The organism is Romboutsia sp. MSSM.1001216sp_RTP31141st1_G3_RTP31141_220114, from assembly GCF_039031195.1.
Taxonomy (GTDB): Bacteria; Bacillota; Clostridia; order Peptostreptococcales; family Peptostreptococcaceae; genus Romboutsia_C; species Romboutsia_C hominis.
Genome location: NZ_JBCIUO010000005.1, coordinates 137,047 through 151,997, shown reverse-complemented (window position 1 = coordinate 151,997; position 14,951 = coordinate 137,047). Strand labels below are relative to the sequence as shown.

At 27.5% G+C, this 14,951-nt stretch carries 14 protein-coding genes; 12 read left to right on the top strand and 2 right to left on the bottom strand.

The window, feature by feature from the left end; all coding sequences use genetic code 11:
- Positions 1-44: 44 nt before the first annotated feature.
- A complete protein-coding gene (sleC, locus tag ABCP60_RS09865) occupies positions 45-1,319 on the bottom strand; it encodes a spore cortex-lytic germination protein SleC (RefSeq protein WP_092923409.1) in 1,275 nt (424 codons plus the stop codon).
- Positions 1,320-1,432: 113 nt separating this feature from the next.
- On the opposite strand from sleC, the gene ABCP60_RS09860 reads away from it, so the two are divergent.
- The 10 genes from ABCP60_RS09860 to ABCP60_RS09815 all read left to right on the top strand — a co-directional run bounded on the left by ABCP60_RS09860 (position 1,433) and on the right by ABCP60_RS09815 (position 11,111).
- Complete coding sequence (locus ABCP60_RS09860) at positions 1,433-2,158, top strand: PrsW family glutamic-type intramembrane protease (protein ID WP_166506032.1); 726 nt, start codon at positions 1,433-1,435, stop codon at positions 2,156-2,158.
- The gene (locus tag ABCP60_RS09855; protein ID WP_166506031.1) at positions 2,155-3,453 is read left to right on the top strand and encodes an RsmF rRNA methyltransferase first C-terminal domain-containing protein; all 1,299 of its coding nucleotides are present in this window, start codon (positions 2,155-2,157) and stop codon (positions 3,451-3,453) included. The genes ABCP60_RS09860 and ABCP60_RS09855 overlap by 4 nt, the downstream gene beginning before the upstream one ends.
- Before the next feature lie 220 nt (positions 3,454-3,673).
- Entirely contained in the window at positions 3,674-4,474 is an 801-nt protein-coding gene (locus tag ABCP60_RS09850) for a hypothetical protein (RefSeq protein WP_092923418.1), read from the top strand.
- Between the two features lie 31 nt (positions 4,475-4,505).
- Complete coding sequence (lepB, locus tag ABCP60_RS09845) at positions 4,506-5,039, top strand: signal peptidase I (protein ID WP_092923421.1); 534 nt, start codon at positions 4,506-4,508, stop codon at positions 5,037-5,039.
- Between the two features lie 9 nt (positions 5,040-5,048).
- A complete protein-coding gene (locus ABCP60_RS09840; protein WP_092923424.1) occupies positions 5,049-5,810 on the top strand; it encodes a TIM barrel protein in 762 nt (253 codons plus the stop codon).
- Between the two features lie 36 nt (positions 5,811-5,846).
- On the top strand, positions 5,847-7,514 hold the full coding sequence (locus ABCP60_RS09835; RefSeq protein WP_092923426.1) for a nucleoside kinase: 1,668 nt from the start codon (positions 5,847-5,849) through the stop codon (positions 7,512-7,514).
- Between the two features lie 95 nt (positions 7,515-7,609).
- Positions 7,610-8,527: a glutaminase A gene (gene glsA / locus ABCP60_RS09830; protein ID WP_092923429.1), complete on the top strand. Its 918-nt coding sequence runs from the start codon at positions 7,610-7,612 to the stop codon at positions 8,525-8,527.
- Between the two features lie 82 nt (positions 8,528-8,609).
- On the top strand, positions 8,610-9,161 hold the full coding sequence (locus ABCP60_RS09825) for a transcriptional regulator (protein ID WP_092923432.1): 552 nt from the start codon (positions 8,610-8,612) through the stop codon (positions 9,159-9,161).
- A 92-nt stretch (positions 9,162-9,253) separates the two neighbouring features.
- Positions 9,254-10,090, top strand: a complete 837-nt coding sequence (locus tag ABCP60_RS09820) for a deoxyribonuclease IV (protein ID WP_343101678.1) — start codon at positions 9,254-9,256, stop codon at positions 10,088-10,090.
- Between the two features lie 25 nt (positions 10,091-10,115).
- On the top strand, positions 10,116-11,111 hold the full coding sequence (locus ABCP60_RS09815) for an aldo/keto reductase (protein WP_343101677.1): 996 nt from the start codon (positions 10,116-10,118) through the stop codon (positions 11,109-11,111).
- A 113-nt stretch (positions 11,112-11,224) separates the two neighbouring features.
- On the opposite strand, the gene ABCP60_RS09810 is transcribed toward ABCP60_RS09815, so the two are convergent.
- Positions 11,225-11,629 (bottom strand): RusA family crossover junction endodeoxyribonuclease, encoded by a 405-nt coding sequence (locus ABCP60_RS09810; protein WP_092923441.1) that lies wholly within the window; start codon positions 11,627-11,629, stop codon positions 11,225-11,227.
- Positions 11,630-11,693: 64 nt separating this feature from the next.
- Here ABCP60_RS09810 and queG point away from each other — a divergent pair, with 64 nt between their 5' ends.
- Both queG and ABCP60_RS09800 read left to right on the top strand, forming a co-directional pair.
- Positions 11,694-12,593 (top strand): tRNA epoxyqueuosine(34) reductase QueG, encoded by a 900-nt coding sequence (gene queG / locus ABCP60_RS09805; protein ID WP_166506028.1) that lies wholly within the window; start codon positions 11,694-11,696, stop codon positions 12,591-12,593.
- 94 nt (positions 12,594-12,687) lie between these two features.
- Positions 12,688-14,922 carry an ATP-binding protein gene (locus ABCP60_RS09800; RefSeq protein ID WP_166506027.1) on the top strand — a complete coding sequence of 745 codons (2,235 nt, stop codon included), beginning with the start codon at positions 12,688-12,690 and terminating at the stop codon, positions 14,920-14,922.
- Positions 14,923-14,951: the final 29 nt, after the last annotated feature.

Genomic DNA, 14,951 nt, shown 5'->3' with positions numbered 1-14,951 from the left:
TCATAATCAGTAAAGCTTTTATTATTTAGAAATATATTTTATATCTATATTGTAGGATTTAAAGAAGCTATTTTAGTTACAGCTACATATATTCTAGATATTTCGTACCATGTTTTAAAATCAACAATACCATTTTTAGGTAGGCCAAAAATTCCTTGAAATACTTTAACAGCCTCAGCAGTAGATTCTCCAAAAATGCCATCTTCTTTAACTTTAGGTATTAGAGGGTATGAATTAGAGATTGCATTAAGTTGGTTTTGAATAGTTTTAACATAGTTATTATTAGAACCTACTTGTAAAATTTGGCCAGGGAAAGATATAGGAACACCACTTACGATAGGTGCTTTTTCAAAGATTATTTGCTCACCATAAAATGATCTTAATATACTTTCATAGTCTTTACCTTCATCTCCAAGGTATTTACTTCCCCATTGAGTCATTTGATTTGGGCATTGAGATTTTACACCATCACAATATTGAGCTAAAAGGGGCTGTCTAGAGGTAGGTGGTCTTTTTATAAAAGTATTAAATATATCATCAACTACAACATTAATAGTATCAAAGAAGTTTCTATTATTAATAAATTTATGGTCAAAAGCAGTAGTAGAAGTAATAGTATAGCTATAGCCTTTATTTCTGTACCATTCAGTAAATACTCTATTTAAAGTGAATGAAACTATAGCTATTACATTAGCATAAATAGTTTGTTCAGGCCACGTAGAATATATTTCAGAAGAAGCTACGTTTTTTATATAGTCTTTAAAAGGTATCCAATAGTTAGGAGCTGAAGTATCTTCAGGCATTCCATCATGAACGACTATAAATTCTGGAACTACTGGATTATCAAGAACAACAAACCCAGTAGGAGGTGGTAGAGGTTTTAAACTACTTTCAGGGATTTTAGGCGGATAATCTCCATATAGGGTATGGTCTGGAATATCAAATACTTGTTCATTTTGTCTGGAATAAGAATTTCTAGATCTAGTTTTTAAATTAACAGGAACTGTTTGTCGAGCTTCTACAGTAGCTAAGATCTGCGTACCGTCTATTAAAACTGTTTCATAACCATCTTTAGACACCTCAACAGAATAAATGCTATATGGTCTTATAGGTGAAGAAGGATCTAGTGAATAATTTACATCTGGAGCATCTAGTGTTAAACCTGTGATTTGACCAGAAGAGTCTGTTTTTAAGTTTTCGTAAACTTTAGTTAAACGTTGCTCTGACTCTGGAATAGAGTAGATATTAACAGTAGCATTTTCTATTGGTTGATTAGTATTGCTATCTATAACACTAACCGTTAAGAAACCATCTTGCATGCAATCACCCCTTAAAAATAGTATCTTATTATTTTATAGTATGAATAAACATCTTATTTTGTTAAGGAAAATGGAAATAATATAGATTATACAAAAAAGAAAGAAGTGATTATATGAACATAAATATATTTACATTGGCCATAGCACCAACTATAGCTTATATATTTTGGATATACCTAAAAGATAAATATGATAAAGAACCTATAAATAGGTTAGCAAAGTTTTTTTTATTAGGAGTATTTATGGGGATAATTGCTCTTATTGTAGAGCTTTTATTATTGAAATTAGATATATTAACAGGATATACAAGTATAATATATATATCTTTTATAGTAGCAGGTATGACAGAGGAAGGATTAAAGGCAATTGTATTGATTCCAAATCTTTTAAAAGAAAAATATTTTAATGAAAAACTAGATGGAATTATTTACTCCATGTTTTTGTCATTAGGATTTGCAACACTAGAAAATGTATTATATATCTTAAAAGAAGATAAAAGCACAGTGATGGAGGTTGGATTGATTAGAGCTATAATATCTACACCAGCTCACATGTTATTTGCAATAACCATGGGATACTATATATCTAAATATAAATTTAGTACAGAGAAATTTAAAAAAAGAGAATATTTAATACTATCTGTTTTAATACCAATTTTAATACATGGAGTTTTTGATTTTATATTGATGATAGAGTATAGATGGTCTATTATATTGTTTGTGGTTTATATAATTTTTTTATGTAAATTAAACTTAGACAAATTAGATAAATACATAATTAGTTCAAAAAATAGATTTAAGAGAAGAAAAAAGAGAACGAGGAAGGACGATAAGAATTGACAAAGCTACCTGAAAGATTTTTAAGTGATATGAAAGAAATACTAAAAGATGAGTATGATGAATTTATAAAAACATATGATGATAAAAAAACTACCGGCCTTAGAGTTAATACATTAAAAATAAGTAAAAATGACTTAGATAAATTAAATTTATTTAAACTAGAACAAATACCTTGGGTAAATGAAGGCTTTTATTATGATGAAGATATAGATAGACCCGGCAAAAATCCACTACATGAGGCAGGAGCATATTATTTACAAGAACCATCAGCTATGAGTGTTGTGCCAAAGTTGGATATTAAAGAAGGTGAAAAAATTCTAGATATGTGTGCTGCTCCAGGAGGAAAATCAACATACATACTATCAAAACTAAATAATACAGGATTATTAGTATCAAATGAAATAAACCCAATGAGAATAAAAGCACTAGGAGAAAATCTAGAGAGATTTGGAGCTAAAAATTGTATAATAACAAATACAGACTCAAATAATCTAAAGAAGGTATTTAGAGGATACTTTGATAAAATAGTAATAGATGCTCCTTGTTCAGGGCAAGGAATGTTTAGGAAAGATGAAGTTGCTATAAGTGATTGGAGCTATGCAAAAGTATTAGAATGTCAATCTATTCAAAGAGAAATAATAAGAGATGGATATGAGATGCTTAAAAATGGAGGTACGTTAGTATATTCTACATGTACATTTGCGAAAGAAGAAAATGAAACAGTTATAAATGAGTTTATAGAAGAATATGAAAATGCTAAGCTTATAGAGATGGAAAGATTATGGCCTCACAAGATAAAAGGAGAAGGTCACTTTGTAGCTAAAATACAAAAAAATGAAGAAGAGGATATAAAAACTAAAGAATTAAAAGTTAAAAGATTAGATACAGAATTAAAGGATTTTAGAGAATTTGAAAAGAAATTTTTAAATGAGTCAATAGGAAATAAATTTGATATAAGAGGAGAAAATTTATATCTATTGCCAGAAGAAAGTCCAGAAACTAAAAAATTAAAAGTTTTAAGATATGGACTTCATTTGGGAATACTAAAGAAAAATAGGTTTGAGCCATCACATGCATTGTCTCATTATTTAAAGCCAAATCAAGTTAAGTATACAGAGAATTTATCAATACAAGATGAAGAAGTATTAAATTATTTAAGAGGAAATATTATAAATACAGGACAAAGTAGAGGATGGGTATTAGTAACAGTAGAAAATATACCACTAGGGTGGGGAAAAGAATCCAATGGAGTATTAAAAAACCACTATCCGAAAGGTCTTAGAATAAAATACTAAAGTAGCTATAAAAAGGTACTAAGTTATAACTTAGTACCTTTTTATAGTATATATGTAGACACACTTATTTTAAATTTATAGATAAATATAATTATTATATATATTATTCAAAAAAGCCTTAATATATTATATTTAATATGAGCTTTTTTACATAATATAAACCTTCTAGTTTAATAATAAACATATGTGTATTAAAAAGAGGTACAACTAGGAGGGAAATATGAATCCATTAGATAAAAGTAAAGAGTATGTTATATATAAATTTTTACAAAGATATGATTATGATGCGGTAATTGATGTATTAGAAGAAGTTGGTATAGTCGAAGGAGATCTATACCTATTAATGGAATCATCTAAGTATGCTATAAACTTTGACTTTAAAAAAGCATCGATAAGTTTAAAAAAGATGAGCAGTGAGATGTTAAGTAGAAGAGAGATAAAAAGATTGGTTTCTAACCTAGAAAATCTAGAAAATGGAGAACCTGAAGACATATTATCAGAGCTCATAGAAAATATGAAGATACAAATTGTTAATGAAGAGTATATTGATTTTTTGGGAAGGTTATATAGATTAAAGGAAGCATTATTTAAATATATATTTGTAAGTACTAAGGAAAATAAAAAATATAAAGTAAATATGCATGGTTATATGGTATCAAAGAAAAATATTCTATATACATTAAAAAAGAAGTATAATATATATAATGGAAATCTAATAACTGGGGTGACTAACTATATAAATAGGTATATTAAAAAAACAAAAAGAATGGAAAAGGTTGTTGATATATTAAATGGAGAAAGACTAGAAAATTTAATTAAGATTAGACATGAAAGCCCAGTTGGACATGGATTTAAAGGGGTTAGCAAAGAAGATATTGAAGAGTTATATGGCAATCCCATGGAAGTAGTTCAGGACTTAGTTAAAGCATGTGAATTACTAGACTTAGGTATAAAAATGGATAAATATGATAATATAAATGAGATGGCTATACAAATGATAGGAAGTTACACCAATTATTAACTAAATTAAAATTTAGGAGGAGATTATTAGGATGAGTGAAAAATTAAAAAAAGAAGCAATAGAGTGGATTAAGGTAATAGCTACTGCTCTTATTTTTGCATTTATAATAACTCAATTTATAAGACCTACTTTAGTTAAGGGAGAATCTATGTATCCTACTTTAAAGGAAAATGATTATTTAATAATTAATAGAATGGCTTATAAAATAGGAGAGCCAAAAAAGGGAGACATAATAGTATTCCATACGAATTTACTTCAAGACAATGGAAAACCTAAAGACTTAGTAAAGAGAGTTATAGCAACCGGAGGAGATCATATTAAGATAGAAAATTCCAAAGTATATGTAAATGGAAAGTTATTAGATGAACCATATATACATGATAATTATACAGATGGATATATAGATATGACAGTTCCAAAGGGTGAAGTATTTGCAATGGGAGATAATAGAGAGAAGAGTTTAGATAGTAGATATGAAGATGTCGGGTTAGTAAATGAAAAAAATATAATGGGTAAGGTAATGATAAGGTTATATCCATTTAATAAAATAGGAACTGTAAAATAGGTGAATTACATGAAAATTGGTATATCAGCATTATTATATAATCTTGATGAAGCAATAAATTTGTGCAAAGAGATAGATGAAATAAAACATATAGAACTTGGTATAGATAACTTATATGAGTGTGATGAGATATACAAATATATAGACAAGCTTAAAGAATTAAATGTATCTTTAAGTATTCATTTACCTATGGAGTTAAACTTGTGTGAGAATATAGAATTTATTAGACAATCTTGGGTAAGATTTGTAGAAGAAATGAACTATAAATTAAAACATTTAAATATTTGTTACTACAATCTTCACCTAGGGTATGTTATATCTGATAGATTAGATAAAAATAGAGAAAAATATTTAGATATATCATGTAGTATGTTAAATGATATTATAAATAAGACGAAAGCTAATATATCAATAGAAAATACTTATTCTAATAATGGTGATTTATCAAATGTAGGTAACAAACTATATGATTTTGAATATATATTTAATAAAGTAGAAAATGAAAAATTATGGTTTTGTTATGATACAGGCCATAATCTAATCAATAGGGATAATTATATAGACAAATTACATAACAAGATTAGAATAGTTCATTTAAGTGACAATGATGGAAAGAAAGATATACATATAGGGATAAATAAAGGTATATTAGATAAAAAAGAAGTTAAAACTATCATTGACTTAGAACCAGAGTTCTTAATATTAGAGATAAAATATCATGATATAAAGGAAAGTATAGAATATATAAAAGAGATTAAAAAAGAGGTTTAAATACCTCTTTTTAAGTATAAAAGAAAGGAGATTACTATGAAAAATATAACTATCAATGTAGAAGGAAATGAAAAAGTTTATAAAATAGAAAAAGATTCTCCAGGAGTAAAACTAGAAAGTATAGTAAAAGAAATAGATAAAGACTATAAAGGATACATAACATTAGGAGTTATAGACAACAAACTAAGAGAATTAAATTATAGTATAAACAAAGACTGTAAATTAAGTTTTTTAGATACAACTAGCGAAGATGGATTAAGAGTATACTTTAGAACTGTGTCATTTATATTTATAATGGCTTGTAACGAAGTATTTAAAGATTGTCGAGTAGTAATAGAACATTCTCTATCAAAGGGATTATATTGTGAAGTTCATAAAGATGGAGAATTGATAGAGAAAGATGTAGAAGCTATAAACAAAAAAATGAAAGATATAATAGAGTCTAATTATAAAATAGAAAGAATAGACACTAATAAAGAAGAAGCAATAAAAATATTTAAAGATAATAAAATGTATGAGAAAGCAGAGCTTCTTAAATACAAGGAACATGATGATGTAAAGATATATAAGTGTAACAATCATATAAATCATTTCTATGGATATATGTTACCATCTACGGGATATATAAAGACATTTGATTTAAAACCATATAAAAATGGAATAATAGTATTAGGTCCAAGTGAAGAAAATAAAAATATACCAACTAAATTTAAAGAACAGCCTAAGTTATCGAGTGTATATCATGAAGCGGAGAATTGGTCAAAGCTTATGGGAGTAAGTAAAGTAACTACACTTAATGAGGTAATAGAAAGAAAAGAGTATGGAGAAATTATAAGAACAGTAGAAGCTCTACATGAGAAAAAATTATCTCAAATAGCAGATATTATAAAAGAAAAAAATAAGAGAGTTATATTAATAGCAGCTCCTTCATCATCAGGTAAAACAAGTTTTGCTCATAGATTATCAATACATCTTAGAGTCAATAATCTAAATCCTGTATCAATATCTTTAGATGATTACTTTGTTAATAGAGAGCATACTCCACTAGATGAATTTGGAAATTATGATTTTGAGTCTATATATGCAATAGATTTAGAGAGATTTAATAAAGATTTAAAAGATTTACTAGAAGGTAAGGAAATAAGTTTACCTAAGTTTAATTTTAAATTAGGAATAAGAGAAGAAAAAGGAAAGAAGTTAAAAATAAAAGAAAATCAGCCAATAATATTAGAAGGAATACATGGATTAAATCCTATGCTAACATCATCAATACCAGATGAAGATAAATTTAAAATTTATATAAGTGCCCTAACTCAAATTAATTTAGATGACCATAATAGAATACCTACAACGGATTTAAGGTTAATAAGAAGAATGGTTAGAGATTATAATTTTAGAGGTTATAGCGCAGAAAAGACAATAATGCAGTGGGAATCAGTAAGACGTGGAGAGAAGAAAAATATATTCCCATATCAAGAGGAAGCGGATATAATATTTAACTCTGCATGTATTTATGAATTAGCAGTATTGAAAAAGTACGCAAAACCATTACTAGAGGAAATTGATAAGGAAAATAGTTCATATATAGAAGCTAATAGACTTTTAAAGTTTCTTCAATATTTTGTTGAGTTATCAGACATATCAGATATACCACCAACATCAATATTGAGAGAGTTTGTAGGTGGAAGTAAAATAGTTGATTAATACTATAAAACCCCTGATGTTGACAGAATATCAGGGGTTTCTGTATTATATATTTATTAGACATTTGGAAACGTAATTAAATTAGGAGGAGAAGTATGGAAAAGATTCTTGAAGAAGTATTAAATTCAAATAGGAAATATACAAATTATGGACAGGTAGCAGGATACATACCAGAATTAAAGAAAGCCAAAAGAGATGATCTAGGTATATGTGTAATAGATAAAGATAACAACATATATAAAGCTGGTAATTGGGATACTAAATTTACGATTCAAAGTGTATCTAAAATAGTTGTTCTTGCGATGGCGTTGATGGATAATGACTGGCAATATGTTTTTTCTAAAGTAGGTAAAGAACCTAGTGGTGATCCATTTAACTCAATAATGAAATTAGAAACAAATGATACTAAAAAGCCAAGTAATCCAATGATAAATGCAGGTGCTATAGTAACTACATCTTTAATAAAAGGTGCTAGTTTAGAAGAAAAAGAAGAAAGAATGTTAAAGTTCTTTAGAAAATTAGCTAAAAATGATAACTTGGGAATAAATTATGATGTGTATAAGTCAGAGAAAATGACCGGAGATAGAAATAGAGCTATGGCTTATCTTTTAAGAAATGACGGGTTTATACAAGGAGATGTAGAAGAATTATTAGATTTATACTTTAAACAATGTTCGATAGAAGTTGACACATTAGATTTAGCACGAATAGGAGTTAATCTTGCATCTTATGGTGTAGACATAGAAACTGGTGAAAGAATAATAGATGAAAAAGTATCAAGGATAGTTAAGACATTTATGGTTACATGTGGAATGTATGACGCATCAGGAGAGTTTGCTATAAAAGTTGGAATACCTGCAAAATCAGGAGTTGGTGGAGGAATACTAGCATCTGTTCCAAATACTATGGGTATTGGAGTATACGGACCAGCTCTAGATAAAAAGGGAAATAGTATAGCTGGTATAAAGATACTAGAAGAATTATCTCAAAGGTTAGAACTTAACATATTTTAAATTATAGAATTTTTTGACAACTACAAGTCCTTAATATATAATTATCTTATAAATAAAACAATTTTTTTATAGGGGTGGGGGAATGAAGGAAGTACTAGTGCTTAGGGACTTAGAATGTATAAAAGCAATTGCACATCCTAGAAGAATAGACATTTTAAAAACATTTGATAAATCACCACTATCAGCAAAGCAATTATCACAATTATTAGATGAGCCTCATGCAAAAATTAACTATCATATAAAAACTCTTTATAAGGTAGGAATTTTGGAGTTAGTAGAAGAAAAGATAAAATCTGGAATAGTAGAGAAGTACTATTACCCGAGTGCAAAAAATATAGTTATTGGGCAAAAAATTCTTAACTTCTCACTAACAGATGAAGAACAACTTAGTATATCTAAGTTTGAAAACATGAGCGAATTATTTTATAGTGCAGCAGAGGGAAATAGGTTGCTTGATGAAAGTATAGTTGAATATCAAAATATATCACTGACGGAAAGTGAACTTATAGAGTTAAATAATGCAATTAAGATAAAAATACAAGAAATCGTAGATTCTAGAAATACTGATGAAAATGAAATAGGATATAACATATCAGTATTGGCAATACCAGTAGAAGAAGCGATTAGCATATAATAAGTATCGACCTTTGTTGATACTTATTTTTTTGGGTATAATTAAAATATAAAATAAATCAAAATATGATAAAAGACATAAGGAGAGTAAATATGATTATAATAGGACCACATATATCGATAGCAAAAGGATATGCAAAAGCTGCAAAAACAGCAGTCGAAATAGGAGCTAACACATTTCAATTCTTTAGTAGAAATCCAAGAGGAGGAAATGCCAGAGAATTTGATACAAAAGATATAGCAAACTTTCAAGAAATAAGAAAAGAAAATAACTTTGGCCCATTATTGGCACATGCACCATATACTATGAACTTGGCAGCTGCTAAAGATGATGTATATGAATTTGGAAGAAAAGTCATAAAAGAAGATATAGAAAGAATGGATTCTTTAGGAATAGAGTATATATGTTTCCATCCAGGCAGCCATGTTGGTGTAGGGATTGATGCTGGAATAAATAAGATAATAGCAGCACTAAATGAAGCCTTAACAGGAAATGAAAATATAACAGTTCTTTTAGAAACTATGTCTGGAAAAGGTACTGAAATAGGATTTGAGTTTGAACAAATAAAAAGAATTATAGATGGTGTAGAACATAATGAAAAACTAGGGGTATGTTTAGACACTTGCCATATATTCTCAGCAGGATATGATATAGTAAATAACTTAGATGAAGTTTTAAATCAATTTGATGAAATCATAGGATTAGATAGATTGAAAACAATACATTTAAATGATAGTATGATGGGATTTGGTGAAAAGAAAGATAGACATTCAGTAATAGGAGAAGGTAAAATAGGATTAGATGCTATTATTAATTTTATGACACATCCAAAGATAAAGGATTTACCATTTTTCTTAGAAACACCTCTTGAAGATGAAGGTCATAAAAAAGAAATAAAAATGCTAAGGGATATAATAGAAACTAAATAGTAAAGTTTAAGTGGAGGGAAGTAGATTGAGAGAATTAGGTAAAACTAATATGAAGGTTAAAAGAGTAGGATTTGGGGGAATACCTATACAAAGAATTACCCAAGAAGAGACTAATAAAGTAATAAATGAACTTGAAGAACAAGGAATAAACTTTATAGATACAGCTAGAGGATATACAGTTAGTGAAGAGTATATAGGAAATGCAATTGAAGAAAAAAGAGAAAAATTTTTTATAGCCACAAAGAGTATGTCTAGAGACTATGAGGCTATGAAAAATGATATAGAAATAAGTCTTAAGAACTTAAAAACAGATTATATAGATTTATATCAACTACACAATGTAAAAAGTGAAGAATATGATGAAATATTTGCAGATAATAAAGCATATAAAGCTTTGTTAGAAGCTAAAAAAGAAGGAAAAATAAAACATATAGGAATAACTAGCCATAGTTTAGAAACTATAGAAAAGGTAGTTGAAAATGATAAATTTGAAACTATACAGTTTCCTTATAATATAGTTGAGAATCAAGCAGATGAAGTATTTAAAAAAGCTAATGAGAAGGGTATAGGAATAATAGTAATGAAACCTTTAGCAGGAGGAGCACTAGATGATGCAACTTTAGCTATTAAGTATATATTATCAAAAGATTATATTGATGTTGCTATACCAGGTATGGAAAGTATAGAGCAGGTAAAGCAAAATAGTGCGGTACTTAATAATCTAGAATTAAATGAAGATGACAATAAAAAAATAGAAGAAATAAAAAGTACATTAGGCAAAAGATTTTGTAGAAGATGTGAATATTGCTTACCATGTCCAGTAGGAGTAAATATCCCAGCCAATTTTTTACTAGAAGGATATTATACTAGATATAACCTTAAAAAATGGGCAAAAGAAAGATATGCATCTACAGTTGGTAAAGCTAATGAATGTGTAAATTGTGGGTTATGTGAAACTAAATGTCCATATAATTTACCAATAAGAGAAATGTTAAAAGAAGTATGCGCTAAACTTGGTTAATAAAAAGAGAACTTAATTTAGATTAAGTTCTCTTTTTAGATATAAAATCTTATAGCTTATATAGTTTTTAGAAAAAATAATCAAAGTAAAAATCAAAAAGTTTATGTTACTATTTATTTTTTAAGAATGCTATAAGAAACATCATATTCAGAAGCAGGATAAAGTTCTATTTCAACACGAGGATTTTCTTTATCTATAAAATCAAATAATAATACAGGTTTTAACTGTTTATCATTTTTTATTATTCCACTTTTTTCTATTCCATCACATATACTTTTAGGATAGTTATGTAAATCGCCCATACGTTTATTAGGGAAATATAATTTTAAAATAGTTATTAAATCTTCTTCTATAGTTTCTCCATCATATTGTTGGTTTATATAACCTGCTATCATGTTTTCATAGGCTAAATATTTAGAGTGTTTACCTTTTGATGGCATCCATGCTTGACCATGGACGTTGTGAAGTTTAAAATTAGACTTACTTATTGGTCTACCTGGGATTGTTAATTTAATCAATTTATCACCATCCTTACATCTTAAATATTATAAAGCTAATAAAAAATTAATGGAAGGGAATTTTATGAATAAAGAAAAATTAAAAGAGTACTTTAAATCATTGGGCTTAGATACAGTAGGCATAACAGGAGTTAATGTAAACTATGAATTAGAAAAAAAATTAAAAGAAAGAATAGAAAAAGAACATATTACTGGAATGGAAGAACCTATTTTAGAAAACAGAATTAATCCTAAAAATATAATGAAAGATGCTAAATCTATAATAGTATGTGCCTTTCCATACCATATAGATAATGAAAAAGAGTCAAATTTATCTAGATACTGTAGAGGTTTAGATTATCATATAGTAGCGAAAGAATTATTACAGAAAGTATGCGATTATTTAGATGAGAATATCGAAGGATTTGAATATAAAATATTTGTAGATAATGGTCCATTAGTAGATAGAGAATTAGCTTATTTGTCTGGAATAGGGTATTTTGGAATAAATAATAATATAATAACAGATAAATATGGTTCTTATGTATTTATTGGTTATATTATAAATAATTATGAATTTTCTTTAGATAAGCCATTGGATAAAGAATGTATGAAATGTGGAAAATGTGTAAAATATTGTCCGGGAAATGCTCTTTTAGGAAATTATGATATGAACCCTAGAAAGTGTTTATCATATATAACTCAGAAGAAAGAAGAATTATCTTTAGAAGAAGTTAAAGCAATTAAAAATAGTGGGAAAATTTTTGGATGTGATATATGCCAAGAAGTATGTCCTCACAATAAAAATATAAAAGAAACTCATATAGAAGAATTTATGAAAGATTTAATATTAAATTTAGATTTTGAAGAAATTGATGAAATATCAAACAAAGAGTTTAAAAGGAGATATGGAAATAGAGCTTTTAGTTGGAGAGGCAAAAAAATAATAAAAAGAAATATAGAAATAATATTAGAAAAGTCTTAGTCTTTTAGATTAAGACTTTTTTTATAGATATATCTACGAAACTTTTACAAGCTATACAACATAAAATGTATAAAAGAGTTGAGGAGGTATACATATGTTAGTGTATAAAAACACATCAGAAATAGAACCTCTAGAAAGTATATTGGGGCAAGAAAGAGCTATTGAAGCTATGGAGATAGGTCTTAAAATAAACAACCCTGCGTATAATATATATTTAGCTGGAGAACCAGGAACAGGAAAAACTACTTATGCAATGAAAGCTCTTAAAAAATATTCATTAGAAAAAGATACACATAAGGATTGGTGTTATGTGTATAATTTTGAGCATCCAAGAGAGCCAATAGCTATAGGATTAAGAAAGGGATCTGGGAAAATATTTAAAAAAGATATAGAGAAATTAATTGAGACTTTATTAGATGAATTGATAGAAGCTTTTGAAAGTGAAGATTTTGAATTAAGCAAAAATCAACTTGTAGAAGAGTATGAAATAGAAAAAGATGCTTTGCTTAAGCAGATAAAGAAATATGGAGAAGAAAAAGGATTTAAGCTAAAAACTAGTAAAGTTGGAATGGTATTTATGCCAATAGAGGAAAATGGAGAAGAAGTAGATGATGATGAATTCTATAAATTAAAAAGAGAGTTAGAAAATATGGCAATACAAGTTGCATATAAAATAAGGGATTTAGAAGATGCAGCAAAAGATGCATTGCTTGACCTAGAAGAGGAAACTGCAAAGTATATTATTGATCCACATATAGATAACCTTAAAGAAAAGTATAAAGAGTATGAAAAGGTAAATTTATATCTAGATAATATGAGGAAAGATATATTAGAGTATGTTTATTTATTTTATATGAGTGAAGAAGAATTAAAAGATAAATATGATAAAGAACATTTTATAAAATATAAAGTAAATTTATTTGTAGACAATGGTGGAGATAAAGAAAACGAATCAGCACCAATAATCACAGAAATAAATCCTAGTGTATCTAATTTATTTGGAAAAGCAGAATATGATTATAATAATGGAAGTATAAAAACTGATTTTACAAAACTTATACCAGGGGCCATACATAAAGCTAATGGAGGATATCTAGTATTATACACAGATCAACTGCTTAGATATGGGTTATCTTGGGATATTCTAAAGAAAACGATTCAAACTAGAAAAATAAGTATAGATACGCAAACATCTATAACTCCAGAAAGCATACCTATAGATGTAAAGGTAATTCTTATAGGTGATAATTATATGTATAATCTTTTATATCATTATGATAAAGATTTTAGTAAGTATTTTAAGATATTAGTGGATTTTGATAATGAAATGGATGAAAGTGAAATTAATAGAGATGGAATAGCTAGATTTATAGCATTACAATGTGAAAAAAATAAATTAAAACATTTTACCTATGAAGCAGTAGAAGAAGTTATAAAGTTTTCTATAAGACTATCAGGTGATAGTTTTAAAATATCTACTCAGTTTAACAAAATACTAGAGATTATAATTGAAGGTGATGCTTATGCCACAATTAGAAATGCAGAGTTTGTAGATAAAGATGATGTAAAAAAAGCAATAAATGAAAGAAGGAAAAGACTTAGCAGGATAGAAAGTAAAATGGATGAATCCTTAGAAAATGGATTTACTTTAATAGAAACAGAGGGGTGTAGAGTAGGAGTTATAAATGGGCTCTCTGTACTAAATATGGGTGAATATTCATTTGGTAGACCATCTAGAATAACAGTAACTACTAGCCCTGGAAATAAAGGCATAGTAAATATAGAGAGAGAAGTAAACATGAGTGGTCCAATTCATAATAAAGGCGTATTAATATTAGGTGGATATCTATCTGAAAACTTTGCAACGGACTTTTTATTATCTCTAAATGCATATATATGCTTTGAACAAAACTATGGTGGAATAGATGGTGACAGTGCTACAGGAGCAGAATTATATGCACTTATATCTTCTATAAGTAAAATTCCTTTAAAGCAAAATATTGCAGTTACTGGTTCTATGAACCAAAAAGGGGAAATACAAGTTGTAGGAGGAATAACTGAAAAAGTAGAGGGATTTTATTATACTTGTAAGAAAAAAGGATTAAGTGGAGAACAAGGAGTTATAATACCTAAGAATAATAGAAGAAATTTAGTTTTATGTGATGAAGTTAGTGATGCTATAAGAGACAATAAATTTAAAATATATGAAGTAGAAAATGTAAAAGAAGCTATAGAGATTTTAACGGATATGAGTTTTGAAGATGTTAAGAAAAAAACAATAGAAAGGCTTAAAGAATTTAGCAATATAAATAAGAAGTTAAAAGACTAGTTTTATTATAAATTTCATGGGTAAGATAT